At 67.5% G+C, this 24,776-nt stretch carries 22 protein-coding genes; 9 read left to right on the top strand and 13 right to left on the bottom strand.

Annotated elements, in window-relative coordinates; all coding sequences use genetic code 11:
- The first annotated feature begins 74 nt into the window (after positions 1 to 74).
- A complete protein-coding gene (gene gcvP, locus NJD74_RS01825) occupies positions 75 to 2,945 on the top strand; it encodes an aminomethyl-transferring glycine dehydrogenase (protein WP_319623540.1) in 2,871 nt (956 codons plus the stop codon).
- 173 nt (positions 2,946 to 3,118) lie between these two features.
- Here gcvP and NJD74_RS01820 read toward each other — a convergent pair whose 3' ends face one another.
- Together NJD74_RS01820 and NJD74_RS01815 are read right to left on the bottom strand one after the other, a co-directional pair.
- Positions 3,119 to 4,519, bottom strand: coding sequence for an amino acid permease (locus NJD74_RS01820; RefSeq protein WP_319623619.1), 1,401 nt, complete (start codon positions 4,517 to 4,519; stop codon positions 3,119 to 3,121).
- Positions 4,520 to 4,594: 75 nt separating this feature from the next.
- Positions 4,595 to 5,305: an AraC family transcriptional regulator gene (locus tag NJD74_RS01815; RefSeq protein WP_019183477.1), complete on the bottom strand. Its 711-nt coding sequence runs from the start codon at positions 5,303 to 5,305 to the stop codon at positions 4,595 to 4,597.
- A 182-nt stretch (positions 5,306 to 5,487) separates the two neighbouring features.
- On the opposite strand from NJD74_RS01815, the gene NJD74_RS01810 reads away from it, so the two are divergent.
- The gene (locus NJD74_RS01810) at positions 5,488 to 7,578 is read left to right on the top strand and encodes a catalase (RefSeq protein ID WP_070470422.1); all 2,091 of its coding nucleotides are present in this window, start codon (positions 5,488 to 5,490) and stop codon (positions 7,576 to 7,578) included.
- Positions 7,579 to 7,614: 36 nt separating this feature from the next.
- Positions 7,615 to 8,100 carry a HupB gene (locus NJD74_RS01805; protein ID WP_319623618.1) on the top strand — a complete coding sequence of 162 codons (486 nt, stop codon included), beginning with the start codon at positions 7,615 to 7,617 and terminating at the stop codon, positions 8,098 to 8,100.
- 75 nt (positions 8,101 to 8,175) lie between these two features.
- Here NJD74_RS01805 and NJD74_RS01800 read toward each other — a convergent pair whose 3' ends face one another.
- The 4 genes from NJD74_RS01800 to NJD74_RS01785 all read right to left on the bottom strand — a co-directional run bounded on the left by NJD74_RS01800 (position 8,176) and on the right by NJD74_RS01785 (position 12,106).
- The gene (locus tag NJD74_RS01800; protein WP_319623539.1) at positions 8,176 to 8,964 is read right to left on the bottom strand and encodes a hypothetical protein; all 789 of its coding nucleotides are present in this window, start codon (positions 8,962 to 8,964) and stop codon (positions 8,176 to 8,178) included.
- A 62-nt stretch (positions 8,965 to 9,026) separates the two neighbouring features.
- Positions 9,027 to 10,292, bottom strand: coding sequence for a HAMP domain-containing sensor histidine kinase (locus NJD74_RS01795; RefSeq protein ID WP_070470428.1), 1,266 nt, complete (start codon positions 10,290 to 10,292; stop codon positions 9,027 to 9,029).
- Positions 10,289 to 10,975, bottom strand: coding sequence for a response regulator transcription factor (locus NJD74_RS01790; RefSeq protein ID WP_070470430.1), 687 nt, complete (start codon positions 10,973 to 10,975; stop codon positions 10,289 to 10,291). Before NJD74_RS01790 ends, NJD74_RS01795 begins: the two co-directional genes overlap by 4 nt.
- A 3-nt stretch (positions 10,976 to 10,978) precedes the next feature.
- Positions 10,979 to 12,106, bottom strand: coding sequence for a DJ-1/PfpI family protein (locus NJD74_RS01785; RefSeq protein WP_102788113.1), 1,128 nt, complete (start codon positions 12,104 to 12,106; stop codon positions 10,979 to 10,981).
- A 190-nt stretch (positions 12,107 to 12,296) separates the two neighbouring features.
- Between NJD74_RS01785 and NJD74_RS01780 the strand changes: the two genes are divergently transcribed.
- Positions 12,297 to 13,157, top strand: a complete 861-nt coding sequence (locus NJD74_RS01780; RefSeq protein WP_046273976.1) for a PA4780 family RIO1-like protein kinase — start codon at positions 12,297 to 12,299, stop codon at positions 13,155 to 13,157.
- A 95-nt stretch (positions 13,158 to 13,252) separates the two neighbouring features.
- On the opposite strand, the gene NJD74_RS01775 is transcribed toward NJD74_RS01780, so the two are convergent.
- Complete coding sequence (locus NJD74_RS01775; RefSeq protein WP_319623538.1) at positions 13,253 to 15,385, bottom strand: methyl-accepting chemotaxis protein; 2,133 nt, start codon at positions 15,383 to 15,385, stop codon at positions 13,253 to 13,255.
- A 206-nt stretch (positions 15,386 to 15,591) separates the two neighbouring features.
- Between NJD74_RS01775 and NJD74_RS01770 the strand changes: the two genes are divergently transcribed.
- Both NJD74_RS01770 and NJD74_RS01765 read left to right on the top strand, forming a co-directional pair.
- A complete protein-coding gene (locus NJD74_RS01770) occupies positions 15,592 to 16,572 on the top strand; it encodes a L,D-transpeptidase (protein ID WP_070470434.1) in 981 nt (326 codons plus the stop codon).
- A gap of 4 nt (positions 16,573 to 16,576) precedes the next feature.
- Positions 16,577 to 17,275: a M23 family metallopeptidase gene (locus tag NJD74_RS01765; protein WP_102788115.1), complete on the top strand. Its 699-nt coding sequence runs from the start codon at positions 16,577 to 16,579 to the stop codon at positions 17,273 to 17,275.
- Here the strand turns inward: NJD74_RS01765 and NJD74_RS01760 are convergent, their stop codons facing one another.
- Positions 17,276 to 17,602: a hypothetical protein gene (locus NJD74_RS01760; RefSeq protein ID WP_102788116.1), complete on the bottom strand. Its 327-nt coding sequence runs from the start codon at positions 17,600 to 17,602 to the stop codon at positions 17,276 to 17,278.
- 231 nt (positions 17,603 to 17,833) lie between these two features.
- Here NJD74_RS01760 and NJD74_RS01755 point away from each other — a divergent pair, with 231 nt between their 5' ends.
- Positions 17,834 to 18,244 carry a hypothetical protein gene (locus tag NJD74_RS01755; RefSeq protein WP_319623537.1) on the top strand — a complete coding sequence of 137 codons (411 nt, stop codon included), beginning with the start codon at positions 17,834 to 17,836 and terminating at the stop codon, positions 18,242 to 18,244.
- Between the two features lie 90 nt (positions 18,245 to 18,334).
- Here the strand turns inward: NJD74_RS01755 and NJD74_RS01750 are convergent, their stop codons facing one another.
- The 4 genes from NJD74_RS01750 to hflK all read right to left on the bottom strand — a co-directional run bounded on the left by NJD74_RS01750 (position 18,335) and on the right by hflK (position 22,155).
- Entirely contained in the window at positions 18,335 to 19,627 is a 1,293-nt protein-coding gene (locus NJD74_RS01750; protein ID WP_019183490.1) for an adenylosuccinate synthase, read from the bottom strand.
- Positions 19,628 to 19,915: 288 nt separating this feature from the next.
- Positions 19,916 to 20,104, bottom strand: a complete 189-nt coding sequence (locus NJD74_RS01745) for a DUF2065 family protein (RefSeq protein ID WP_070471394.1) — start codon at positions 20,102 to 20,104, stop codon at positions 19,916 to 19,918.
- Between the two features lie 69 nt (positions 20,105 to 20,173).
- Entirely contained in the window at positions 20,174 to 21,037 is an 864-nt protein-coding gene (locus NJD74_RS01740) for a protease modulator HflC (protein WP_019186091.1), read from the bottom strand.
- Positions 21,034 to 22,155 (bottom strand): FtsH protease activity modulator HflK, encoded by a 1,122-nt coding sequence (hflK, locus tag NJD74_RS01735; protein WP_070471393.1) that lies wholly within the window; start codon positions 22,153 to 22,155, stop codon positions 21,034 to 21,036. Before hflK ends, NJD74_RS01740 begins: the two co-directional genes overlap by 4 nt.
- 176 nt (positions 22,156 to 22,331) lie before the next feature.
- Here hflK and NJD74_RS01730 point away from each other — a divergent pair, with 176 nt between their 5' ends.
- Positions 22,332 to 23,327, top strand: coding sequence for a YhdH/YhfP family quinone oxidoreductase (locus NJD74_RS01730; protein WP_070471391.1), 996 nt, complete (start codon positions 22,332 to 22,334; stop codon positions 23,325 to 23,327).
- 89 nt (positions 23,328 to 23,416) lie between these two features.
- The gene (gene pilH, locus NJD74_RS01725; RefSeq protein WP_019186088.1) at positions 23,417 to 23,800 is read left to right on the top strand and encodes a twitching motility response regulator PilH; all 384 of its coding nucleotides are present in this window, start codon (positions 23,417 to 23,419) and stop codon (positions 23,798 to 23,800) included.
- A gap of 10 nt (positions 23,801 to 23,810) precedes the next feature.
- On the opposite strand, the gene NJD74_RS01720 is transcribed toward pilH, so the two are convergent.
- On the bottom strand, positions 23,811 to 24,707 hold the full coding sequence (locus NJD74_RS01720) for a DnaJ C-terminal domain-containing protein (RefSeq protein WP_019186087.1): 897 nt from the start codon (positions 24,705 to 24,707) through the stop codon (positions 23,811 to 23,813).
- Positions 24,708 to 24,776 lie beyond the last annotated feature (69 nt).

The following is a 24,776-nucleotide window of genomic DNA, read 5'->3' as shown; positions in this document are numbered from 1 at the left end:
ATCGCTGTCGCCCGCGACGCGCCCTGGCCCGGCCGCCTTCCGAACGTGCGTGCCCACTCTCCGAGATGCCAGCCATGTCCCAGAACACTCCCTCCCTGCGCGAGCTTGAACACAGCCACGCGTTCGTCGAACGCCACATCGGCCCCAACGACGCCGAAATCGCGCAGATGCTCGACGTGGTCGGCCACGCCTCGCTGGACGCGCTGACCGATGCGATCGTCCCGGCCGGGATCAAGTCGCCGGCGCCGCTGGACCTGCCCGAGTCGCTGACCGAAGTGCAGGCACTGGCCAAGATCCGCGCCATCGCCGACAAGAACCAGGTGTTCCGCACCTTCATCGGCCAGGGCTACTACGGCACGCTCACCCCGAACGTCATCCTGCGCAACGTGCTGGAAAACCCGGCGTGGTACACCGCCTACACCCCGTACCAGGCCGAGATCTCGCAGGGCCGCATGGAAGCGCTGATCAACTTCCAGACCCTGTGCGCCGACCTGACCGGCATGGAGATCGCCAACGCCTCGCTGCTCGATGAAGCCACCGCCGCCGCCGAAGCGATGACGCTGGCCAAGCGCTCGGCCAAGAGCAAGTCCGATACCTTCTTCGTGCACGACGCGGTGCACCCGCAGACGCTGGAACTGCTGCGCACCCGCGCCGAGCCGATGGGCATCGTGCTGCGCGTGGGCACCCCGGCCGAGGCGATGGAAGCCGAAGCCTACGGCGTGCTGCTGCAGTACCCGGACACCTTCGGCCATATCGGCGACTACAAGGCGCTGGCCGATGCCGTGCATGCGCGCGGCGGCCTGGTCGCGGTGGCCACCGACCTGCTCGCACTGACCCTGATCGCCGCCCCCGGCGAATGGGGCGCGGACATTGTGGTCGGCAACTCGCAGCGCTTCGGCGTGCCGTTCGGCTTCGGCGGCCCGCATGCCGCCTTCATGGCCTGCCGCGATGCGTACAAGCGCTCGATGCCGGGCCGCCTGATCGGCGTCTCGGTCGATGCGCAGGGCAATGCCGCTTACCGCCTGACCCTGCAGACCCGCGAGCAGCACATCCGCCGCGAGAAGGCGACCTCCAACATCTGTACCGCCCAGGTGCTGCTGGCGGTGATGGCGTCGATGTATGCGGTGTACCACGGTCCGGAAGGGCTGACCCGCATCGCCCGCCGCACCCATCGCCTGGCCGCGATCCTGGCCAGTGCGCTGCGCGCTGCCGGCGTCAACGTCGGCGAGCACTTCTTCGACACCCTCCACGTCAAGGATGTCGATGCCAAGGCGATCCACGCCAAGGCCGCCGCGGCGCGCATCAACCTGCGCGCGATCGACAGCGACGCGGTCGGCATCAGCCTGGATGAAACCACCACCCGCGCCGACATCGTCGCGCTCGGCCAGCTGTTCGGTGCCACGGTGGATGTCGATGCCCTCGACGCCGCCACCGCCGACGCGCTGCCGGCCGGCCTGGTGCGTACCAGCGAATTCCTGACCCACCCGGTGTTCAACACCCACCACAGCGAGCACGAACTGCTGCGTTACCTGCGTTCGCTGGCGGACAAGGACCTGGCGATGGATCGCACCATGATCCCGCTGGGCAGCTGCACCATGAAGCTCAACGCCACCGCCGAGATGATTCCGGTGACCTGGCCGGAGTTCGCCAACATCCATCCGCTGGCCCCGGCCGACCAGGCCACCGGCTACAAGGAACTGATCGACGGCCTGGAAGCGATGCTGGTGGAATGCACCGGCTATGACGCGGTCAGCCTGCAGCCGAACTCCGGTGCGCAGGGCGAGTACGCCGGCCTGCTGGCGATCCGCGCCTACCACCGCTCGCGCGGCGAAGGCCATCGCGACGTCTGCCTGATCCCGGATTCGGCGCACGGCACCAACCCGGCCTCGGCACAGATGTGCGGCATGAAGGTCGTGGTGACCAAGACCGATGCCAACGGCAACGTCGACCTGGACGACATCCGCGTCAATGCGGAGAAGTACAGCGACCGCCTGGCCGCGTTGATGATCACCTATCCCTCCACGCATGGCGTGTTCGAGGAAGAAGTGGTGGAAATCTGCGAGATCGTGCACAAGCACGGCGGCCAGGTGTACACCGACGGCGCCAACATGAACGCCCTGGTCGGCGTGGCCAAGCCCGGCAAGTGGGGCTCGGACGTGTCGCACCTGAACCTGCACAAGACCTTCTGCATTCCGCACGGCGGCGGCGGCCCGGGCGTGGGCCCGTGCGCGGTCAAGTCGCACCTCGCCCCGTTCCTGCCGAAGGTGCTTGGCGGCGAAGGCGATGTGGGCATGGTCAGCGCGGCCAGCTTCGGCAGCGCCTCGATCCTGCCGATCAGCTGGATGTACATCACGCTGATGGGCACCGCCGGCCTGCGCAAGGCGACCCAAGTCGCGCTGCTCAACGCCAACTACATCGCCAAGCGCCTGGCCCCGCACTTCAAGACCCTGTACACCGGCCGCAACGGCCTGGTGGCGCACGAGTGCATCCTGGACGTGCGTCCGCTGGAGAAGACCTCCGGCATCGGCGCCGAGGACGTGGCCAAGCGCCTGATCGACTTCGGCTTCCACGCCCCGACCCTGAGCTTCCCGGTCGCCGGCACGCTGATGGTGGAGCCGACCGAAAGCGAATCGCTGCACGAACTGGATCGCTTCATCAACGCGATGATCCAGATCCGCGAAGAGATCGCCGCGATCGAAGACGGCCGCCTGGACAGCGAGGACAACCCGCTCAAGCACGCCCCGCATACCGCTGCGGTGGTGTCGGCCAGCGAGTGGGCCCACGCCTACCCGCGCGAGCTGGCGGCCTTCCCGCTGGCCAGCCTGCGCCAGCAGAAGTACTGGCCGCCGGTGGCGCGCGTGGACAACGTGTACGGCGACAAGAACGTGATGTGCGCCTGCATCCCGGTCGATGCGTACAAGGAAGACGAGGGCGTGGAGATGTAGGTGTCGACCGATGGTCGGCACGATGCCTGACAGGCGTACCGACCAACGGTCGGTACCTACCTTGATCGGCATGCATCTGGAATGAAAACGGCCCGCATCGCGCGGGCCGTTTTTTGTTGCGTGCCCTTGCGGGGTGTGCCGACCAACGGTCGGCACCCACCACCCGCCCGGGGTCAGTCGGCCCGGCGGCTGGCGCGCACGCGGCGGGCGACTTCGCTGCTGATGGCGATCACCGCCGTCAGCGCGGCCATCGACAGGAACTGCAGGCGCGTGTGCGACTCGGACAGCAGCAGGCCGAAGATCAGCGCCAGCACCCCCAGGCCGATCACCGTGAGGTACGGATAGCCGGCCATGCGGAACGGCAGGCGGGTGCCGTCGCGGTTGGCACGGTGGCGCAGGATCAGCTGCGACAGCAGCGAGATGGTCCACACCAGCAGGCAGGTCGAGCCGACGATATTGAGCAGTACCGGCAGTACCTTGTCCGGGAACAGCAGCTCCATCACCGTCGCCGCAAAACCGAAGAGCACGCTGGCCAGCACCGCGATGATCGGCACCTGGCGCGGATCGGTCCAGCCCAGCACGGCCGGCGCCTCGCGACGCTGGGCCAGCGAGTACATCATCCGCGACGCGCCGTACAGATTGGCATTGAGCGCCGACAACAGCGCGATCACCGCGATCAACGTGATCGCCGTGGCCGCGCCAGGAATCTTGGCCGCTTCGAGCACAGCGGCAAACGGCGAGCGGAGGGCCTCGCTGGTCCACGGCACCACCGAGATGATCACGCTCAGCGAGCCGATGTAGAACACCAGGATGCGCCAGGCCACGGTGCGGATCGCGCGGGCGATGCTGCGCTCGGGATCTTCGGTTTCCGCCGCGGCCACCGCCACGATCTCGGTGCCGCCGAAGGCGAACACCACCACCAGCAGCGCCGCGCCGATGCCGGCCAGGCCCTTGGGCATGAACCCGCCGTGCTCGGTGAAGTTGCGCAGGCCCGGTGAGGCCACGTCCGGCAGCCAGCCCATCAGCAGCGCCACGCCGATCAGGATGAAGCCGACGATCGCGGCCACTTTCAGGATCGCGAACCAGAATTCAAACTCGCCGAAGTTCTTCACCCCGAGCAGGTTGATCGCGGTGAAGAACAGCATGAAGGCCAGCGCAGCCATCGGCACCGGGATCGCCGGCCACACCGTGGCGAGCAGGCCAGCCGCACCGACCGCTTCAGCGGCGATCACGATCACCAGCTGCACCCACCACAGCCAGCCCACCGTGGCACCGGCAGTGGCCCCCATGGCATCAGCGGCGTACACCGAGAACGCGCCGCTGGTCGGCTTGGCTGCGGCCATTTCGCCCAGCGCGTTCATCACGATGATCACCAGTGCGCCGGCCACCAGATACGACAGCAGGACCGCCGGGCCGGCGGCCTGGACGCCCACGCCGGAGCCGAGGAACAGGCCGGCACCGATCGCGCTGCCCAGGCCCATCATGATCAGCTGGCGAGGCTTGAGCGCGTGCCCGAGGCGGGTATCGGCGGGCGGAGTGGCAGGAGCCGGAGTCTGGGATGCGGGCATCGGAATCGATTGGCGGGCAACAAGTGCGACACCATACCCTGTCGGCCGCGCGGCGGCATAGGCCGGAAGCCCCACCCCGCCTCAGGCGGCGGCGCGCTCCCCGATCTGGGCGCGATAGGCCCGGGGCGACAGCCCGACCTCGGCCTTGAACTTCCGGGTGAACGCACTCTGGTCGGTGAAGCCACACGCCTGCCCGATGCTGGCAATGCTGTCCGGGCCGTGCAGCAGGTGCACCGCCATCTGGATGCGCAGCCGGGTCAGCACCTGCTGCGGGGTCATCTGGAACACCTTGCGGAAGGTGCGCTCCAGCTTGGACAGCGAGAAGCCGGTGATGTCGAGCAGGGTCTGCATGCGCACGTTCTCGGCGTAATGCGCATTCAGATGGGCCAGGGCCAGGCGCAGCTGTTCGTACTGGGTGCCCAGGCTGTCCTTCTGGCCGAGGTCGCGCGAGATGCCGATCAACCCGCGGATCTGCCCGTCCACCAGCAGCGGCCGCTTGCAGGTCAGGCACCAGCCCGGCTCGCGGTTGGCGAACAGATGCAGTTCCATCAGGTTCTCGATGACCTTGCCGGCCAGCACCTGCTCGTCCTGGGTGGCGTAATCGGCCCCCAGGCCGGTGGGATAGATCTCCGCCGCGGTCCGCCCGATCACCTCCTTGCGCGACTTCAGGCCCAGCCGGCGCAGCATGGTCTGGTTGATATGCGTATACCGCCCGTCGCAGTCCTTCATGAAGAACAGGACGTCGGGGATCGCATCAAACAGGGCTTCGATGTCGGCGGGTTCAACGCGCATGCGGCTGGGAAAGACAGGAGAAGACGCGCCCAAGGATACCTGCCCGCGCGCGCCTCACCCAGCGCCCGGGCGCCGCATGTGAAGCGCGGGTGCAAGCAGCGTCGTGTTTTCGCACCTTCGATTAACGCCCGGCCCGCCAGTGTGAGGTGATCCCCCTTCCCGCCAGCTCCCGGAGTCGCCTCATGGCCGCCAGCAAGAAAAGCACGAAGAACGCCCCCGCACCCGCCACCGATGTCCGCGGCGAAGGGGATGAACTGCACCAGCGCGCGGGCAACGGCCACCCCGGGCTGACCACCAACCAGGGCATTCCGGTCGGTGACAACCAGAACTCGCTGCGCGCCACCCCGCGCGGGCCGACCCTGCTGGAAGACTTCATCCTTCGCGAGAAGATCACCCACTTCGATCACGAGCGCATCCCCGAGCGCATCGTGCATGCCCGCGGCAGCGCGGCGCACGGCTATTTCGAGCTGACCCGCTCGCTTGGCGAGTACACCCGGGCGCGGATCCTCAATGAAGTGGGCGTACGCACCCCGGTGTTCACCCGTTTCTCCACCGTGGCCGGTGGCGCCGGGTCGGTCGACACCCCGCGTGACGTGCGCGGTTTCGCGGTCAAGTTCTATACCAAGGAAGGCAACTGGGACCTGGTCGGCAACAACATCCCGGTGTTCTTCATCCAGGACGCGATCAAGTTCCCCGACCTGATCCACGCGGTGAAGATGGAACCGGACCGGGCATTCCCGCAGGCAGCCAGCGCGCACGACACCTTCTGGGACTTCGTCTCGCTGATGCCCGAATCGATGCACATGATCATGTGGGCGATGAGCGACCGCACGATCCCGCGTTCGCTGCGCACCATCGAGGGCTTCGGCATCCACAGCTTCCGCCTGATCAACGATGCCGGCGAGTCGACCTTCGTCAAATTCCACTGGCGGCCGAAGCTGGGCATCCAGTCCACCGTCTGGGACGAGGCGGTGAAGCTGCAGAGCGCGGACAACGACTTCCACCGCCGTGATCTGTTCGAGGCGATCACCACCGGCAACTTCCCCGAGTGGGAACTGGCGGTACAGCTGTTCACCGAGGAACAGGCCGAGGCTTTCCCGTTCGACCATCTGGATTCGACCAAGATCATTCCCGAGTCGCTGGTGCCGCTGACCGTGATCGGGCGCATGGTGCTGGACCGCTGGCCGGACAACTTCTTCGCCGAAACCGAGCAGGTAGCCTACTGCCCGGCCAACGTGCCGCCGGGCATCGACTTCAGCAACGATCCGCTGCTGCAGGGCCGCCTGTTCTCCTACCTGGATACCCAGCTCAGCCGCCTGGGCGGCCCGAACTTCCACCAGATCCCGGTCAATGCGCCCAAGTGCCCCTTCGCCAATCATCAGCGCGACGGGCACATGCAGATGAACATCCCCAAGGGACGGGTCGCCTACGATCCCAGTTCGCTGGAGGGCGACAGCCCGCGCGAGACCGCCGATGGCTTCCCGAGCCACGCCACCGCGCCGGATGACGGCCGCAAGGGGCGCGTGCGGGCCGACAGCTTCGCCGATCACTACAGCCAGGCCCGGATGTTCTTCCGCAGCCTGGAGGCACCGGAACAGGCTCATCTGGCCTCGGCGCTGGTGTTCGAGCTGTCCAAGGTGGAGACGGTCAAGGTGCGCGAGCGCACCGTGAGCCATCTGCGCAACATCGATGAGGCCCTGGCCAAGCGGGTTGCCGATGGTCTGGCGATGCCGGCCCTGCCCGAGCCGGCCGCCACGCAGACCCCGGCGCAGGATTTCCCGAAGGCGCCGGAAGTGCGCATCATCGGCCGCACCAAGGACCTGCTGACCGGTCGCTGCATCGGCATCCTGTTCGACGAGGGCTCCGATGCGGCGCTGATCGCCAACCTGCGCAAGGCGGCCGACAAGGCCGGCGCCAGCGTCAAGCTGGTTGCGCCCAAGATCGGTGGCGCCAGGCTCAGTGACGGCAAGACGCTGGCGGCGGATGGCCAGCTGGCCGGTACGCCGTCGGTGGTCTTCGATGCGGTGGCCGTCGTACTCAGCCCCGAGGCGGCAAAGAAGCTGGGCAAGGAATCGGCCGCAATCGATTTCGTCAGCGATGCCTGGGTCCACCTGAAGGCGATCGCCGCCGATGATGGCGCGCAGGCGCTGTTGAAGATCGCGCGTGTCGGCAACGATGCCGGGGTGGTGGAAGCCGAGGATGCCAAGGCCTTCCTTGCCGCCGCCGCTACGCGGCAGTGGGCCCGCGAACCGAAGGTGCGCACGCTCTCCTGAGCGGCGCCACCTTCGTCACCAGACAGGAGCATGACCATGCCGCGCGGTGATAAATCCAGCTATACCGACAAGCAGAAGCGCAACGCCGAGCATATCGAGGAAAGCGAGAAAGACCAGGGCCGCAGCGAAGCGGCTGCGGAGCGCATCGCCTGGGCCACGGTCAACAAGCAGGATGGTGGCGGGAAGAGGAGCGGTAGTGCGAACAAGACCGCCGCCAAGACCACGACGACCTCGAAGACCGCGGCGACGAAGAAGGCAGCGGTAAACAAAACCGCTGCGAAGAAGGCCGCTGCGAAAGCAGCGCCCGGGAAGGCCACCAAGAAGACTGCAAAAAAGACGGCGACGCAGGCCGCTGAAAAAGCGACGACGAAAACCGCGATCAAGAAAACGGCAAAGAAGGTGGCGAAGAAGACCGTCGCCAAGCAGGCCACCGGCAAAGCGGCCTCGAAAACCGCCACCGGGGCGCCTGCGAAAAAGACGGCAGCGACCGGCGCCCGCAAGCGAGCAGCCGGCAAGGGCTGACGTACGCGCAGGGCCGACCGTGCATCTACCGCGTGCTGCCTGAAGCAGCAGGCGGCAGAGCACTTACCGTTGCGCTTACCGCGCCGCTGGCGCGGTGGACGGCCTGGATGGGGTGACCGTTCGGGGCGCCACCGGTTTGACTGGCAAGGGCAACGACTGCAGCCGACGGATCGCGCTGATCGGCACGGCTTCGGCGCGCCGTTGCTCCGGCCACCACAGGAACACGAACGCACTGCTGGATCCCAGCAGTTTCGCGGTGCCCGGCAGCGCTGCAGCGTCACCTCCGAGCACGACCTGCACTGGTGTACCGCCCCTACCATCGCGGATCTTCTCGGCCGAGCTCAGCGCATACAGCGCCGCGCCGAATGCCATGAAGCAGACCACCGCAATACACATGCCGGTCAGCGGACGCAGCCCGGAGAATTCCCAGTTCATCCACGGCGACTCCGAGAACAGCATCCGCCATCCCCAATGCCGCGCACGCAGGCGTGCCACCTTGGCTGGATTGCGCCGCCGCAGTGTTTCCGGCCAGCCCAGCAGCACTGCCAGCAACGCGCCCAACAGCAGGATCAGCACGTAGGCCGGATCACGCAGCCCGGCCACCAGGAAGTCGCTGACCTGCAGGTAATCCAGGATCGACAACCGGAACTTGAAATAGAAGAAGTAGCTCGACCACAACCCCAGCACGGACAGGAATACGTAGCCCCCACTCACCATCAACGCCGGCTCCTGCCGCAGCAGGCGCCAGATCACAGCCACCATCGAGTCTTCATTGCCGTGCGTGACCGGCAGCAACGACCAATCGGTCGGCGTCTGCTCCGCCGGGACATCCCCGTGAATGCTGCCCTCGTCCCTGTTGCCCATGCGCCCCCCCCCCGTTCGGCAGAGCATCGCGCACTTTGGCGATGGACGGAAGCGGGCCGGCCTTACTGCACGCTGAAACTGGCGACCGTGGCGTGCTCGGTTCCCTCGATGCGCAGGTCGATGGCGAAGCGGTCGCACAGCCGGTGCACGATCGCCAGGCCGAGCCCGAAGCCGGCGCTGCCCTCGCCTTTCGCGAATGGCTGCATGATCGTGTCAGGGTCACCTGCCGGCGCCGTGTTGCGGATGCGCAGTCGTCCAGCCGCCACATCGATGTACACCTCACCCGCCCGGGTATGCGCAAACGCATTGCCGACCAGATTGGCCAGCAGCATGTGCAGCACCGGCCCCGGTACCGGCAGGCTCACGTCGGCTGGCACGTCCACCCGCACCGCCACCGGCTTGCCCTCCAGCAGCACGGCCTGCTCGACCACCACCTGTTCCAGCACCGGCAGCACCGCCAGTGGCGTCGCGTCCTGTTCCACGTTCTCTTCGCGGGCCAGTGTCAGCAGGGTGATGACGGTCTGTTCGAGTTGACGCGCCGAATGCTGGACATGCGCGAGCTGCCGCCGCCCGGCCCCGGACAGGCCAGGTTCGCTGGCCAGCTGTTCGGTGGCACTGCGGATCACCGCCAGGGGCGTGCGCAGCTCATGGCTGGCATCACGGGTAAAGGCATGCTCGCGCGCAATGAAGGCACGCACGCGCCCGCTCAGATTGTCCAGGCCGCGGGCGAGCACGCCGACCTCGTCATCGGGGAAGTCCCCGGCGAACCCCACCGGCAACCTGTCCGGCGCCATGCCGTCGACCAGCGCCGCCAGCTTCGACAAGGGACGCGTGGTCCGTCGCGCCAGCCATGCGCCGGCCAGGATGGCGACCACCACCACGGCCAGCCCGGACCAGGCCAGCAGCGCCAGAATCTGGCTGCGCATCGGCCGCACCACCAGCTGCTGGCTGACCTCGGCGACCAGCCATCCCGGTGTACCGGCTCCGCCCGGCGGCAGCGCGCGCAGGTGATAGTGCCGCCCTTCGGTGCCGGCGATCTCGCGGCGCCATGGCTCAGCATCGAAGGCGGCCTTGAGATCCGTGGGGAAGCTGGCAGGGCTGTCATGGACCGCCATGAACGCATTGCGCGGTGGCGACCAGGTCCCACTCGCGGCCCGCTGCTCCAGTTGCTGCTGCGCTTCCTGCTCAAGCATTGCGTCGAAGAACCGGTCTTCGACGCTGTACACGAACACCGCCACGTACAGGCCGAACAGGCCGGCCACCGCCAGCGCGAACACCGCGAAGGCCAGCATCAACCGGTTGCGCAGGCGATGCACCCGTGCCGTCATGCGTCGGCCTCCAGCCTGAAGCCGACCTCGTGCACGGTCTTGAGCATCGGCCGGTCGAAGGGCTTGTCCAGCCCCTGTCGCAACAGATACAGATGCGAGCGCAGCGGATCCGAGGGCGGTGCTTCATCGCCCCAGAGGCGCCGGATCAACTCGCTGCGGGTCACCGTGCGCGGCCAGGCTTCGGCGAGCAGCACCAGCAGGCGGTAGGCCGTCTGCGGCAACTCGATCGGCTGCTCACCGCGGTGTACGGTCCCGCTGCGGCGGTCGATGCCGAGAGATCCGACGCGCAGCACATGCCCGTCGCGTCGGCCGTGCCGATGGGCCAGGGCCAGGCACCGCGCCAGCAGTTCCTCGCCTGCGAACGGTTTGACCAGGTAATCATCGGCACCGGCCTGGAAGCCGACCAGCTTGTCGGCCAGCGTGTCGCGCGCGGTCAGCATCAGGATCGGGATGTGGCGGTCGGCCTGCTCACGCAGATGGCTGCATACGCGCAGGCCATCCATGCCCGGAAGGGTGAGGTCCAGCACCAGCACATCCGGCGGCTCTGCCAATGCCATCTGCAGGCCACTGCGGCCATCGGCGGCAAAGGCCACGCGATGGCCGCGGGCCTCCAGCAGCGTGGCCATGCCGGCGCGCAACGCCGGGTTGTCCTCGATCACCAGGATGTGCAGGCCATCGTCCATGGGTCAGCCTTCGATCGTGTCCTTGAGCTGCTTAGCTTCGGCCATGTCCGGGTGGGTTTCCAGCAGTTTGCCGAGTACCGCGCGCGCCTGTGCCACCTCGCCCAGCCGCCAATGCGCCTGTGCGATGCCCAGCGGCAGCTGCGGTTCGCTCATGTACGGGGCGGCCAGCTGCATGATCGACAGCGCATCACGTACAGCCGCATCGTCCTGCGCGGCCTGCAGCTGGTAGTAGCCGAGCACGCCGATCAGCTGATCGTGATAGCCGGTACGGTTGCTGGCCAGCTCGCGCTTGACCGCCTCGCCTTCACCGGCCAGCAGCCGCTGCACCAGCGCCATGCTGGCCTCATCGCGCCACGGCGTGCGCGCGATCGGCGTGCGGCCGGTGGCCTGCACGATCGCCTCGGCCACGGCCGGTGTCGAATAGGGGTTCTGCCCGGTGATCAGGCGCCCGTCCACCACCAGCTTGGGCATCATCAGCGGCGCCTGCTCCCAGCGCGCGCCACGCTCGCGCAGCGCGGTTTCCAGCAGGAACGGAAACTCCTTCGCCCAGCGCTTGCCGAACACCCCTTCCTCTGCATTGGTGAAGCCGGTCATGCGGCGCCCGGCCACCAGCAGCGATCCGTCCGCCAGCCGCACGTCCACCAGTGCGGCCGGGCCGTGGCAGACCGCCGCGACCACCGCGCCACGGTCGTGCATCGTGCCGAGCAGCCCCCGCAGCGCGGGGTCGGCCGGCAGGTCGAACATCGCGCCCTTGCCACCGACCACGTAGACCGCCGCATAGTCGGCGGCGCTGAGGGTCGCGGTGGCGCGGGTATCGGCCAGCAGTGCGGCCGCGGCCGGATCGGCCAGGACGCGTGCGTTGAAGGGCTCCTCGGCGTTGAACTTGTCGGCCTCGACCGGTCCGCCTTGCGGGCTGGCGACCTGCACGGCCAGGCCGTTGTCGCGGAAGATCAGGTAGGCCTGCGCGAACTCGTCCATCTCGAAGCCGGGACGGGTCTTGCCCTGGTCGCGGCCTTCGCCGCTGACCACGATCAGCACGGTATCGGTGGCCGCAGGGCGGGCATGCACGGTGGAAACGGCCAGCAACATGGCCAGGGCGGCACCGGTGCGGCGCAGCAGGGACAGCATCATGGGCGACACTCCTTGGAAGGTGGCCCCAGCCTGCCGCGCCGATGTGAATCAGATTTCAAGCTGTCGCGCACGTACACGCAGCTGAACGACCTCACTGCGCCGGGCCGGGTCGATGGCTCCCCCGGCCCGAAGATGCGAAAATCCCTCCCCCTCCAGGGCAGGCCCCGCGCCAGCCGATTCCCGAGATACCGTGAAGACCCCCCAAGGCTTGCAGGCGCTGATCGACGACGGCGTGATCGATGAAGTGCTCCGCCCGCTCAAGAGCGGCAAGGAAGCAGCGGTATACGTGGTCCGCAGCGGCGACGACGTGCGCTGTGCCAAGGTCTACAAGGACATGGCCCAGCGCAGTTTCCAGCAGCGCGTGCAGTACCAGGAAGGCCGCAAGGTCCGTGGCAGCCGCGAAGCGCGCGCCGTGGGCAAGGCGAGCAATTACGGCCGCAAGCAGCAGGAAGCGGCCTGGAAGAACACCGAGGTCGAAGCGCTGTACCAGCTGCGCGATGCCGGCGTGCGCGTGCCCGAGCCGTACGGCTACTTCCACGGCGTGCTGGTGATGGAGCTGGTCACCGATGCCGAGGGCTATTCCGCCGCGCGCCTGGGCGAGGTCGAGCTCAGTCCTGAACAGGCCCGCGAGTTCCACCAGATCCTGGTCCGCCAGGTGGTGCGGATGCTGTGCTGCGGCCTGATCCACGGCGATCTGTCGCCGTACAACGTGCTGGTCGGCCCGGAAGGCCCGGTGGTGATCGATTTCCCGCAGGTGGTCAGTGCGGCGGGCAACAACGCCGCGCGCACGATGCTGCTGCGCGACGTCAACAACCTCACCGCCTATCTGGGCCGCTGGGCGCCGGAACTGCTGGAGACCTGGTACGGCGAAGAGATGTGGGCGCTGTTCGAGGCCGGCGACCTGCTGCCGGACAGCGTGCTGACCGGCGAATTCGAACAGGATGAAAGCAGCATCGACCTGGATGGCGTACGCCATGCCATCAACGATGCGCGCGAAGAAGCGCTGATCCGCCAGCAGGGTCGCGAGGCGGCGGAAGAGAACGACGACTGAGCCCGTCCGCCGGCAGCGTGCGCCGGCGGACGGGTTCGACCGGCACAACGCCCCGCCGACGCGGCGCGTTCCGGTTTACCCGGCGGGCCGCGCGATCATGCCGCCTGCAACGGCGCCGGCCGGACCCGCGCCGTGGCATCGGGTTCCAGGGTGAACACCGCCACCGACCCGGTCAGTGCGTGCGCCTGCTGCTCCAGCGCGCGGCTGGCGGCGGTGGCTTCTTCCACCAGCGCCGCATTCTGCTGGGTGACCTGGTCCATCTGCACCACCACCTGGTTGACCTGCTCGATGCCCGCGGCCTGTTCCTTGGTCGCCGCGGCGATGTCGCTCATCAGCTGGTTGGTGCGCGAACTGGCCTGGGTCAGGCGGGCGATCGCCGCTTCGGACTGCACCGTGACATTCAGCCCGGTCCTGACGTTGGCGCTGGCGTCGTCGATCAGCTCCTTGATCTCCTTGGCCGCGGTGCCGGCACGCTGGGCCAGGGTCCGGACCTCGGTGGCGACGACCGCGAAGCCGCGCCCGTTCTCGCCGGCGCGGGCCGCTTCCTCCGCAGCGTTCAGCGCCAGGATATTGGTCTGGAACGCGATGCCGTCGATGACCGAGGAGATCTCGGCGATGCGCGCCGAGGACTGGTCGATCTGGCTCATCACCGCCGCCACCTGCGCGATCGCCTGCTCGGTCGCCTTGACCGCGGCACCGGCTGCATGGGCTTCAAGGTCGGCCTGGTTGGCCAGTTCGGCGTTTTGCCGGACCGTGGAGGTCAGCTCTTCCATCGACGCGGCCGCCTCCACCAGATTGGCGGCCTGCTGCTCGGTGCGGCGCGACAGGTCATTGTGGCCGGCCGCCAGTTCCTGCGCGGCATCGTTGATGCTGCCGGCCGCGCCCTGGATCTGCCGCACGATGCCGGTCAACTGCCCGGCGGTCACCGTGGCATCGTCGCGCATCTGCGCGAACACACCCTCGTAGTGGCCCTCCATCCGCGCGGTCAGGTCGCCGGTGGAGATCGCGCGCAGCACCTGCGACAGGTCGGCGATGCTGCTCTGTGAACTGGCCATCATGCCGTTGAGCTGGGCCACCATGGCCCGGAACTGGAACTGGAAGGCCTGCTCGCTGCCGCGCACCGAGAAGTCACCGGCACGCGCGGCGGCGGCCAACGTCTCGATCTGCTGGTTGATCGCCATCAGGCTGTCCTTGACGTTGGCCATGGTGGTGGTCAACACGGCCTTCTCGCCGGGGTAGCTGTCCAGGTCGCGACTGAGGTCGCCGATCGCGTAGCGCTGCATCACCTCGACCATGTGGAACTCGACGGCGACGTGGGAACCGACCAACGCGTTCGTGGCGTGGATCATCCGCCCGAAATCGCCGGGGAAGGCCGTCTCATCCATGCGATGGCTGATGGCCCCGGCTTCATGCTGACGCGCCATGTCCAGCTGCGCGGCGATGGCGCCCTGGACGCTCTGCCGAACCGTGGCCATCGCGTTGCCGAGCTGGGTGATCTCATCGCGGCCGCCCAGATCCACGTCGTGGGCCAGATCACCCTTGGCCATCCGGTTGGCCAGACCGACGGCGCGGGCCAGCGGACCGGTCAGGCTGCGGCCGATCAGCACGGAGGCGGCGATGCCGACCACCAGCGCGATCGCCCCCAGCACCAGCAACTGCAGCAGGGTCCGCTCACCCAGCCGGATCGCCTCGGCAGCGGCCTGGCGGCTTTGCTTTTCCTCGTAGACCACGCCATTGCTGAGCGCCTGGTTCCAGCCATTGGCCGCCTGCTGCACGGCGCCGAGGGTGAGCGCCGTGGCACCGGCAACATCGCCCTGCTGCAGCTGTTCGCTCATCTGCTTGTTGAGCGGACGCGCCACCGCGCGGGCTGCCGCGATGGCCTCGCCGATGGCCTTGTCCTCGGGCTGCGTGGGCAGCGCCTGGTAGGCGGCCCAGCTGGCTTCATAGCGCGCGACCAGTGCGGCGATGCGCGCTTCGTCATCGGCCAGACCGTCGCCCTGCCGGATCAGCATCTCCCGGCGCACGACCATCATCTGGTTGTTGGCATCGAGCATGTCCGAGAGCAGCCTCACCTTGGTCACGTTGACCTCGACCACCTGCTGCATCGCGCGCTTCTGCACGGCGCTGCCGGTCGCGCCGGTGGCCACGACGGCCGCCACCAGCAGCAACAACAGGCCAAAACCCATACCTAGACGCCAGACGACACTGACGTTGCGCAGATAATTCATGAGACATCCAAAAACGTGGGGGGTGGGCTGGTATCGGCGCCAGGGCCAGCGGCTTGACCGGCTAGCGTGATCACGCTGTGAATGGATTCACCTTAGGCGCGCCGCGTGCGCGTTCCCGTACGCCACTCAGCCGCGCGTCAGGGTTTTCACGGCGAGTGCGCACACCGGGCAGGCATGGTGGAAACACGTTCCCGCTGGAGTTGCCGATGTCCCTTCGCCTGCACCGAATCGCCCGCCTCACCGCGCTCGCCCTCGCCTTGGGAGCGTCCTCCGGCTGGGCGGTCGCACAGACGGCACCCGCGGCCACTCCCGCTGACACGGCCACCGCCAAGACACCCGTGGCGACCGGCGTCCGCTCTGATCTGCACGCGCAGGTGCTGCTGGATCGCGCCCATTTCTCGCCGGGGCAGATCGATGGCGAAGTCGGCTCGAACCAGAAACGCGCGGTCTCCGGCTTCCAGGCCGCGCGAGGATTGAAGGTCACCGGCGAACTGGACGATGCGACGTGGAAGGCCCTGCAGCCGGACAGCGCTCCGCCCTTGGTGCGCTATACGCTGACCGCCGAGGACGTTGCCGGCCCGTTCAACCCCGTGCCGAAGGGCCCGGCCGAACAGGCCAAGTTGAAAGCGCTCGGCTTCGGCTCGGTGGAAGAGGCGCTGGGCGAACGCTTCCATGCCTCGCCGGAACTGCTCAAAACCCTTAACCCGGGCGTGGACCTGGGCAAGGCCGGCAGTGTGATCCAGGTACCGAACATCTCCGTCACACCGTTGGCCAAGGCCAGCAAGCTGGTGATCGACAAATCCGACTCGACGCTGCGCCTGTTCGATGCCGACGGCAAGGTCTATGCGCAGTTCCCGGTTTCCTCGGGCAGCAGGCATGACCCGCTGCCGATCGGGAAGTGGAAGATCCTGGGCATTTCGCGCGATCCGACCTTCCACTACAACCCCAAGCTGTTCTGGGACGCCAAGGCCGGTGACAGCAAAGCGGTGCTGCCGCCCGGCCCGAACAACCCGGTCGGCGTGGTCTGGATCGATATCTCCAAGCCGCACTACGGCCTGCACGGCACCCCGGAGCCCGGCCACGTCGGCAAGACCGAATCGCACGGCTGCGTGCGCATGACCAACTGGGATGCGCTGCAGGTGGCCGACGCAGTGGATGCCTCCGTGCCGGTCGTGATGCAGGAGTAAGCAGATGAAGATCCTGCGACTGCTGGCGGTGGGCCTGGTCATCGGCGTGGTCGGGTACTGGCTGCTGGGGCCTGGCCCCTCTGCCCGCCTGGGAGCCGCCGAGCCGGCCAAGATAGGCTCGGCCACGAGTTCCACCCGCGCCGCACTCGATGCGCCACCGCCACCTGCTGCCACCCCGGCCCCGACGCCGGTACCGATCCAGACCACGCCCACACCGCCCGCGCCTGACGCGGGCGGTGCCGCACCGGCACCGGCAAACGCGGCCGGCGCCTTGCTGCTCCCGGTGCAGGGCATCGGTGCCGAGCAACTGCAGGACACCTTCACCGATGCACGCAGCGAAGGTCGCGTGCACGATGCGATCGACATCCTTGCGCCAAACGGCACGCCGGTGCTGGCGGTTGCCGATGGGACGGTCGAAAAGTTGTTCGACAGCGTGCGGGGCGGGCTGACCGTGTACCAGTTCGAGCCGAGCGGCCGCTACTGCTACTACTACGCGCACCTGGACCGCTATGCCGACGGTCTGGCCGAGAAGAAGACCATCAAGCGTGGCGAGGTGATCGGCTATGTCGGCAGCACCGGCAATGCCAGCCCCGACGCGCCGCACCTGCATTTCGAGATCCACGTACTGGGCCCGGAAAAGCAGTGGTGGAAAGGCGAATCCATCAACCCCTATCCGGTGCTGAAAGGTCAGCAGGCGCTCTGATCAACGGGGGCCGGGGGTAGCGTCCCGGATCGCCCGCGCCAGTTCCCAGGCACGGCCGCGCAGCGCATCCAGGCGGTCATTGAGTTCGCCAGCGTCTGCCTTCCACTGGAAGCGGCCGTTGCTGTAATCCTGGCCAAGCGCGAGGTCGTTGAAAGACCCCATGCCACCGTAGGCGCGCAGAAGGCTTTCCGGCGCGCCGGGATTGCCCTGCTCGAGCTGGGTGATGACGCGCCGCATCCAGTCCGCCCAGTGGCGTTCGCCGTCGCCGCGCAACAGCGCTTCAAGCTCGGATACCACCGCATGCAGGGCGCGGTTCGCGCTGCTCATGCCGATGCCCGCCTGATCTCCCGTTTCCATGCCGCCCCGGTGTCTCGTTGAGTGGCTGCACAGCATGCCATGGTGTCGATGGCGCGGGCGCGAACGTTGCGGTCAGCTGCCCGGGCGCACTCAGTAAAACTACTGGCGCGAATGCGGGAAATTGCCGTTGTCGCGGTCATCCACGCGGCGGACACTGGGCCCTGACGGCACGCCCTGCCCGTTCTGGAGAAGACCGTGACGATGTCCGCCCCCCGTATCGCCCTGCTCGTGTTGTCTGGCGTACTCGCAGCAGGTGCTGCCGCGGCGCAGGACCTGCCTGCCACCGCATCGGACCGCTTCGCGATGCTGGATCGCAATGGCGATGGCAAGGTCAGCCGTGATGAGTATGACGGTGACGCGTTCTTCCGTCTGGTCGATGCGGATCACAACTACCGCGTGAGCGTCGATGAAGTACAGGCGGTACTGGGACCGCAACGCGACGGTGAGTTCTCCGCTACCGAGTGGCTACGCATCGCCGACCAGAATGGTGACGGTGAACTGAGTGCCGAAGAGATGCGCCGCTCCTCGGAGATGCGTTTCCAACGGCTGGATGCGAACAAGGACGGCAACCTGGAGTTGTCCGAAGTACGGGTGGGCATCGGCCAGCGCTGAGGCGCCCCGGCCACGAAAAAGCCCCGCTTTCGCGGGGCTTTTCCTGCACCTTCAGACACTACCGGGCATGCCCGGCACGCCCGCGCCTGATCAGGCGAACGGGTCCTGCAGGACCATGGTGTGGTCGCGGTCCGGGCCGGTCGAGACGATGCTGACCGGGCAACCGGCCAGCTCTTCCAGCGCGCGCAGGTAAGCGCGGGCGGCCGGCGGCAGGTCATCCCAGTTGGTGATGCCGTGGGTGTTCTCGGTCCAGCCCGGGAACTCCAGGTACACCGGGGTGCATTCTTCCCAGCCCTGCGCGTCCAGCGGCGCGTACTCGGTACGCTTGCCACGGTATTCGTAGGCGATGCAGACCTTCAGCTTCTCCATGCCGTCGAGCACGTCCAGCTTGGTGATGCACAGGCCGCTGATGCCGTTGATGGCCACGGCGCGCTTGAGCGCGACGATGTCCATCCAGCCGCAGCGACGCGGGCGGCCGGTCGAAGCGCCGTATTCGGCACCGCGGTCGCGGATGCCCTGGCCGACTTCATCGTCCAGCTCGGTCGGGAACGGGCCACCGCCGACGCGGGTCGCGTAGGCCTTGGCGATGCCCAGCACGTAGTCGATCGCATCGGCGCCGACGCCGGCACCGGCCAGTGCACCACCCACGGTGGTGTTGGAGCTGGTGACGTACGGGTAGGTGCCGTGGTCGATGTCCAGCAGTGCGCCCTGGGCGCCTTCGAACAGCACGCGCTTACCCTGCTTGCGCAGGTCATGCAGGATGCCGGCGACGTCGGACTTCATCGGCTCGACGTATTCGCCGAAGGCCAGTGCTTCGTCGTAGGTCTTCTGGAAGTCGACCGCGTCGGTATTGAGGTACTTGGTCAGCACGAAGTTGTGGTAATCCAGCGCGGTGCGCAGGAGTTCTTCCAGCTGGGCCGGGTAATGCAGGTCGGCGATGCGGATGCCGCGACGCGCCACCTTGTCTTCATACGCCGGGCCGATGCCACGGCCGGTGGTGCCGATCGCCTTGCCGCCGGCAGCGCGTTCGCGCGCCTGGTCCAGGGCGATGTGGTACGGCATGATCAGCGGCGCGGCCGGGGAGATCTTCAGGCGCGAACGCACTTCCACGCCGGAGGTTTCCAGCTCGGCGATTTCCTTCTGCAGCGCGGCCGGCGAGATCACCACGCCGTTGCCGATCAGGCACAGCGCGTCTTCGCGCAGGATGCCCGACGGGATCAGGTGCAGCACGGTCTTCTTGCCATTGATGACAAGGGTGTGGCCGGCGTTGTGGCCGCCCTGGAAACGCACTACGGCACCGATTTCCTCGGTGAGCAGATCGACGATCTTGCCCTTGCCTTCATCGCCCCACTGGGCACCAAGCACTACGACAGACTGACCCATGACGGGCTCCTCATATGTTGCGGCCATCGGGGCCGCGGACGGGTAAACCGTGGCAGGGCTGGCCAGCGCGGTGATGGCGGCTCCAAACGGGGAGCGGCCGGCGATGGAAGGCCCAGACACGGAAAAAGCCGAACGGGGAGGCCCGTCCGGCTTTTTTGCATTATCCGGGTTTCCCTGGGCAGGTGCCACCCCGCTGGCGGCCCGTGTTGGCAACCGGTCAGAGGCGGGGCAGAGCGGAGCCGGCCAGTGGCCGGCATTACCGGGTCAGGGGCCGGGCAACGCCCGACGCTATGCGTGACGGATCCACCAGAGCGTGGTCAGGCCGGCCAGCAGGATCACCCCGCCCCACGCACGCAGGGCGCTGCTGCGCAGCATCAACAGCTGCTCGGCCATGCGCTTCCAGGCCAACGGGGCGGCGAACAGGAACAGGCCTTCCAGCACGGCGACCAGGCACAGCGCCGAGAACAACTCTTTCATGACATCTCCACAAACAAAACGGGGACCCGGTCTGCACCGGGTCCCCGTGAATGACTACCGCCTGCGGCCTCAGCGATCGCTCTTGAGGTACTGCAGGAACGGGTCGTTCTTGTCGAGCACGATCACGCCGTTGCCGTCGGTCATGGAGCCACGGTAGGCCTCCAGGCTGCGGTAGAAGGCGTAGAACGACGGGTCGGCCGAGCCGGCCTTGCCGTAGATGCGGGCGGCATCGGCATCGCCGGCACCGCGCAGCTGCTGGGCGTCGCGCTCGGCTTCGGCCACGATCACGGTGCTCTCGCGGTCGGCCTGGGCACGGATGGTCAGCGACTGCTCTTCACCCTCGGCGCGCAGCTTGGCTGCTTCCTGCTTGCGCTGGGCGCGCATGCGCTCGTACACATCGTTGATCACCTGGCTGTCGGTCGGCAGGTCGATCTGCTTGATGCGCAGGTCGATGATCTGCATGCCGAGCGCCTTGACCGACTCGTTGATGCCGGTCAGCTGGTTGGCGATCAGTTCGCTGCGATCCCCGGAGACCAGCTGCTGCAACGAACGCGAGTTGATCTGGTTGCGCAGCGAGTCGGTGATGATCGGGGCCAGACGGGCGTTGGCCACGCGGGCATCGCCGCCGGTCGCACGGAAGTACGCGCGCACGTCGGAGATGTAACCGATGGCGAAGAAGTCGACGCTGACGTCCTTCTGCTCGGCGGTGAAGTAACGCGCCGGGGCGGTATCGAGCACCTGGAAGCGGCGATCGAACACGCGCACCGTCTCCACCAGCGGCACCTTGAAGTGCAGGCCCGGCTTGATGTCCGCACGGACCACCTTGCCCAGGTTCAGCACCATCGCGGTCTGGTCCTCACGGACCACGTAGACCGAACCCAGCAGGCCGAGCAGGACCGCTACGGCCAGACCAATCCACAGTGAACTTCTCATCGGCTGCCCTCCTCACGACCGGTCGGGCGCGTCGTCGGACGCTCCGCATTGCGAACGCCATCCACGGCCGTGCTGGCAGGCAGCGACGGCAGCATGACTTCCGGGGTCACCGCCGGAGCGGCGTTGGTGCTGGTGCGGGTGTCGCCCGGCATCGGCACGTAGATCAGCTGGCGGCCATCGCCGCCGATGATCTTGCGGTTCTCCGAGAGCACCGTCTGCACCGTTTCCAGCCACAGGCGCTTGCGGGTGACTTCCGGGGCGTCCTTGTACTGGGCCTGCAGCAGGCTGAAGCGCTCGGCATCACCCTCGGCCTTGGCAACCACGGCCTGCTTGTAGCCTTCAGCGGTGGTCCGGGCCCGCGAGGCCTGGCCGCGCGCTTCCGGGACCACCTTGGCCGCATAAGCCTGGGCTTCGTTGATCAGACGCTCCTTGACCTGCTGGGCACCGTTGACCTCGTCAAAGGCCGGCTTGACCTCCTCGGGCGGGCGGGCATCGGGCAGGGTCAGGCCGGTCACCGACAGACCGGTGCGGTAGATGCCGAGCGAGGCCTGCAAGCGCTCTTCGGCGGCCACGGCCAGCGGGCCACGGTTGTTGAGCACGTTGTTGAGGTCGGCACGACCCACCTGCTCACGCACCGCGCTCTGCGCGGTCTGCTCCAGCACCTGGTCGGCATCGACCGAGCCGAACAGGTACAGGCGCGGATCATCGATGCGGTACTGGACGTTGAGCGAGACGTTGACGATGTTCTCGTCGCGGGTCAGGACCGGCACCTGGCTGCTGAACGTCTTGATCTCGGTGGCATTGACCTTGGTGACCGATTCCAGCGGCCAGGGCAGCTTGAAGTTGGGGCCAGGCTGCAGGATGCGATGGAACTGGCCGAAGCGCAGGACCACACCGCGTTGCTGTTCGCCGATCAGCTGGAAGCTGGAGAACAGCAGCAGCAACACCGCAGCCACCGCGACCCAGCGCAGGATGCCGCCATCGAACAGGTCTTTCAACGGACCGGGCAAACCGCCCCAACCGCCGCCATTGCCGCCACCGCGAGGACCGAACGGCCCACGTCGATTCTCGTCGGGGCCTTGTCCGCCCTTGTTGCCGCCGGGTGTATTCCAGGCCATGCACGCTCCATCAAGGTAAGGTTGCCTGCGGGCCACTCCCGCACCGTCAACCGTTAAAACGTTGTCGATTCTACTAGATGGGGCAGATCGACAGGATTGGAAGGGGTCACGCATCTCCGGGAACGATTCATAACCGCAGCGGGTAAGGTAGTGGTTTCCCCCCGTCAGGCATCTTCATGGCAATTCCCGACCGGTTCAACGCCTTCCGCATCCACCAGGACGATACCGGCTACCACGCCGGGCTGGAACCGATCGGGCTGGCGCAGCTCAACCCGGGCGAGGTGGTGATCCGCGCGCACTGGTCCTCGGTCAACTATAAAGATGCGTTGGCTGGCACCGGCAAGGGCAGGATCCTGCGGCGTTTCCCGCTGGTCGGCGGCATCGACGTGGCAGGCACGGTGGTCGCCTCGACCGATCCGGCCTGCCGCGAGGGTGATGCGGTGCTCGCCACCGGCTGCGGGCTGAGCGAGACCCGCGATGGCGGCTACAGCCCGTATGTGCGCCTGGCCGCCAGCGCGGTGATCCGGCAACCGACGGGACTGACCCCGCGCGAGGCGATGATCCTGGGCACGGCCGGCTTCACCGCCGCACTGGCCCTGGTGCGGATGCTGGACAACCGGCAGACCCCTGCCCACGGGCCGCTGGCCGTGACCGGGGCCACCGGCGGGGTCGGCTCGCTGGCGGTGGACATCTTTACCCGGGCGGGCTTCGAGGTGCATGCGATCAGTGGCAAGCCCGACCAGGCCGACTACCTGCGTGGCCTGGGTGCGCGCGAGGTCCTGCCGCGTGAGGTGCTGGCAACCACCCGCCCGATGGAGTCGGCGCGCTTCGGCGGTGGGCTGGACAACGCGGGTGGCGCGATGCTGACCAGCCTGCTGGCCCAGACCGTGCCTTACGGGTCCGTGGTCAGTGCCGGCCTGGCCGCCAGCGCGGAGCTGGAGATGACGGTGATGCCTTTCATCATCCGCGGCGTGTCGCTGATCGGGGTGTCTTCCTCCAGTGCACCGCGCGAGCTGCGCGAAGCGGTCTGGGAGAAGCTGGGTGGTGCGTGGAAGCCGGCGCATCTGGACGCGATCTGTACGGGCGAAATCGGGCTGGATGGCCTGCCGGCGGCGTTCGATACCCTGCTTGCGGGCGGCAACCACGGCCGCACGGTGGTACGAATCGACTGAGCGTGGCAGCCGGGCGACGGACGGCACGCCCGGCGCTTCACGACGGCGCGATGCCCGCACTACACTGCGGGCATCACACGGGGAACACCATGGCACGCATTCTGATCGTCGACGATTCACCGTCGCAGCTGTTGGGGATACAGCGGATCGTCGAGAAACTCGGGCACCAGATCCTGACCGCCACCGACGGCGCGGCCGGGGTGGAAGCGGCCAAGGCCGAGCTGCCCGATCTGGTGCTGATGGACGTGGTGATGCCCAACCTCAACGGTTTCCAGGCGACCCGGACGCTGGCCCGCGACGCCTCGACCAGGCACATTCCGGTGATCCTGGTGACCACCAAGGACCAAGATACCGACCGCATGTGGGGCATGCGGCAGGGGGCGAAGGCCTACATCACCAAGCCGTTCTCCGAAGACGAGCTGTCGGAGGTGCTGGAGCGCGTTTTCAGCCACCAGGAACCGCCGACGGCGTGATGCCGATGCCTCACACCTTCTCGCCGAAGGCCTTGGCCAGCGCCTTGTAGGCCTTCTTCTGCGCCTCATCGGTGGGCGCCGGTGCGATGATTTCCAGCTCCACGATCTGATCGCCATCCGGGTTGCCCGGCAGGCCACGGCCACGCAGGCGCAGCTTGCGCCCGGCATCGGACTCGGCCGGCACCTTCAGGTCCACCGCACCGCCCAGGGTCGGCACGCTGATGCTGGTGCCCAGCGCCGCCTGCCACGGGGTCACCTGCAGGGTGTACAGGATGTTGCGGCCATCCACCTCGAACTGCGGGTGCTCGGCGTACTCCACTTCCAGCAGCAGGTTGCCGCCACCGGTGCCCTGCCCGGTCAGGCGGATCACCTGGCCCGGGCGGATGCCCTTGGGCACGCGCACATCCAGCTGCTTGCCGTTGACGTTGATGCGCAGGCTGTCGCCCTGGTAGGCGGCCTCCAGCGGGACCGACAGCTTGGCGCGGGTGTCGCGGGTCGGCTGCGGGCCCTGGCTGGCACCGCCGAAACCGCTGGCACGCCCGCCGCCACCGCCGCGCTGGCGCGCGAACAGACTTTCGAAGAAATCGCTGAAGCCGCCGCCACCGGCGCCGCCCCCGAACACCTCCTCGAAATCATAGCCTTGCCCACCGCCGTAGTTCGGCGGGGTATGGAACTCCTCGCCGGGCCGGTAGCCCTGCGCCTTGAGCTGGTCATAGGCCGCGCGCTTCTGCGGATCGCGCAGCGCCTCATACGCCTCGTTGACCGCCTTGAATTTGTCCTCGGCCCCGGCTTCCTTGCTCACATCCGGGTGGTACTTGCGCGCCAGGCGGCGGTAAGCGGTCTTGATCTCAGCATCGCCCGCGGTGGGTTCCACCCCGAGCGTGGCGTAGTAATCCTTGAATTCCATCCAAACACCTCGACTAAGTTCGGCCACCCGCGTGGGCGGGCGCCGTCCGCGCAATTCTAGCTGCTGCGG

Source organism: Stenotrophomonas sp. RG-453, from assembly GCF_033843685.1.
Classification (GTDB): Bacteria; Pseudomonadota; Gammaproteobacteria; order Xanthomonadales; family Xanthomonadaceae; genus Stenotrophomonas; species Stenotrophomonas bentonitica_A.
The sequence above is the reverse complement of the archived record's forward strand: the minus strand, read 5'-3'. Positions and strand labels throughout refer to the sequence as shown.

Bases quoted from the DNA above. Each gene is read 5' to 3' on its own strand.
- gcvP (WP_319623540.1), top strand. From the start codon at position 75: ATGTCCCAGAACACTCCCTCCCTGCGCGAGCTTGAACACAGCCACGCG.
- NJD74_RS01815 (WP_019183477.1), bottom strand. From the start codon at position 5,305: ATGCGCGTTGAACCCGCCGACATCGAAGCCCTGTTTGATGCGATCCCC.
- NJD74_RS01810 (WP_070470422.1), top strand. From the start codon at position 5,488: ATGGCCGCCAGCAAGAAAAGCACGAAGAACGCCCCCGCACCCGCCACC.
- NJD74_RS01805 (WP_319623618.1), top strand. From the start codon at position 7,615: ATGCCGCGCGGTGATAAATCCAGCTATACCGACAAGCAGAAGCGCAAC.
- NJD74_RS01800 (WP_319623539.1), bottom strand. From the start codon at position 8,964: ATGGGCAACAGGGACGAGGGCAGCATTCACGGGGATGTCCCGGCGGAG.
- NJD74_RS01795 (WP_070470428.1), bottom strand. From the start codon at position 10,292: ATGACGGCACGGGTGCATCGCCTGCGCAACCGGTTGATGCTGGCCTTC.
- NJD74_RS01790 (WP_070470430.1), bottom strand. From the start codon at position 10,975: ATGGACGATGGCCTGCACATCCTGGTGATCGAGGACAACCCGGCGTTG.
- NJD74_RS01785 (WP_102788113.1), bottom strand. From the start codon at position 12,106: ATGATGCTGTCCCTGCTGCGCCGCACCGGTGCCGCCCTGGCCATGTTG.
- NJD74_RS01775 (WP_319623538.1), bottom strand. From the start codon at position 15,385: ATGAATTATCTGCGCAACGTCAGTGTCGTCTGGCGTCTAGGTATGGGT.
- NJD74_RS01770 (WP_070470434.1), top strand. From the start codon at position 15,592: ATGTCCCTTCGCCTGCACCGAATCGCCCGCCTCACCGCGCTCGCCCTC.
- NJD74_RS01765 (WP_102788115.1), top strand. From the start codon at position 16,577: ATGAAGATCCTGCGACTGCTGGCGGTGGGCCTGGTCATCGGCGTGGTC.
- NJD74_RS01760 (WP_102788116.1), bottom strand. From the start codon at position 17,602: ATGAGCAGCGCGAACCGCGCCCTGCATGCGGTGGTATCCGAGCTTGAA.
- NJD74_RS01755 (WP_319623537.1), top strand. From the start codon at position 17,834: ATGTCCGCCCCCCGTATCGCCCTGCTCGTGTTGTCTGGCGTACTCGCA.
- NJD74_RS01750 (WP_019183490.1), bottom strand. From the start codon at position 19,627: ATGGGTCAGTCTGTCGTAGTGCTTGGTGCCCAGTGGGGCGATGAAGGC.
- NJD74_RS01745 (WP_070471394.1), bottom strand. From the start codon at position 20,104: ATGAAAGAGTTGTTCTCGGCGCTGTGCCTGGTCGCCGTGCTGGAAGGC.
- NJD74_RS01740 (WP_019186091.1), bottom strand. From the start codon at position 21,037: ATGAGAAGTTCACTGTGGATTGGTCTGGCCGTAGCGGTCCTGCTCGGC.
- hflK (WP_070471393.1), bottom strand. From the start codon at position 22,155: ATGGCCTGGAATACACCCGGCGGCAACAAGGGCGGACAAGGCCCCGAC.
- NJD74_RS01730 (WP_070471391.1), top strand. From the start codon at position 22,332: ATGGCAATTCCCGACCGGTTCAACGCCTTCCGCATCCACCAGGACGAT.
- pilH (WP_019186088.1), top strand. From the start codon at position 23,417: ATGGCACGCATTCTGATCGTCGACGATTCACCGTCGCAGCTGTTGGGG.
- NJD74_RS01720 (WP_019186087.1), bottom strand. From the start codon at position 24,707: ATGGAATTCAAGGATTACTACGCCACGCTCGGGGTGGAACCCACCGCG.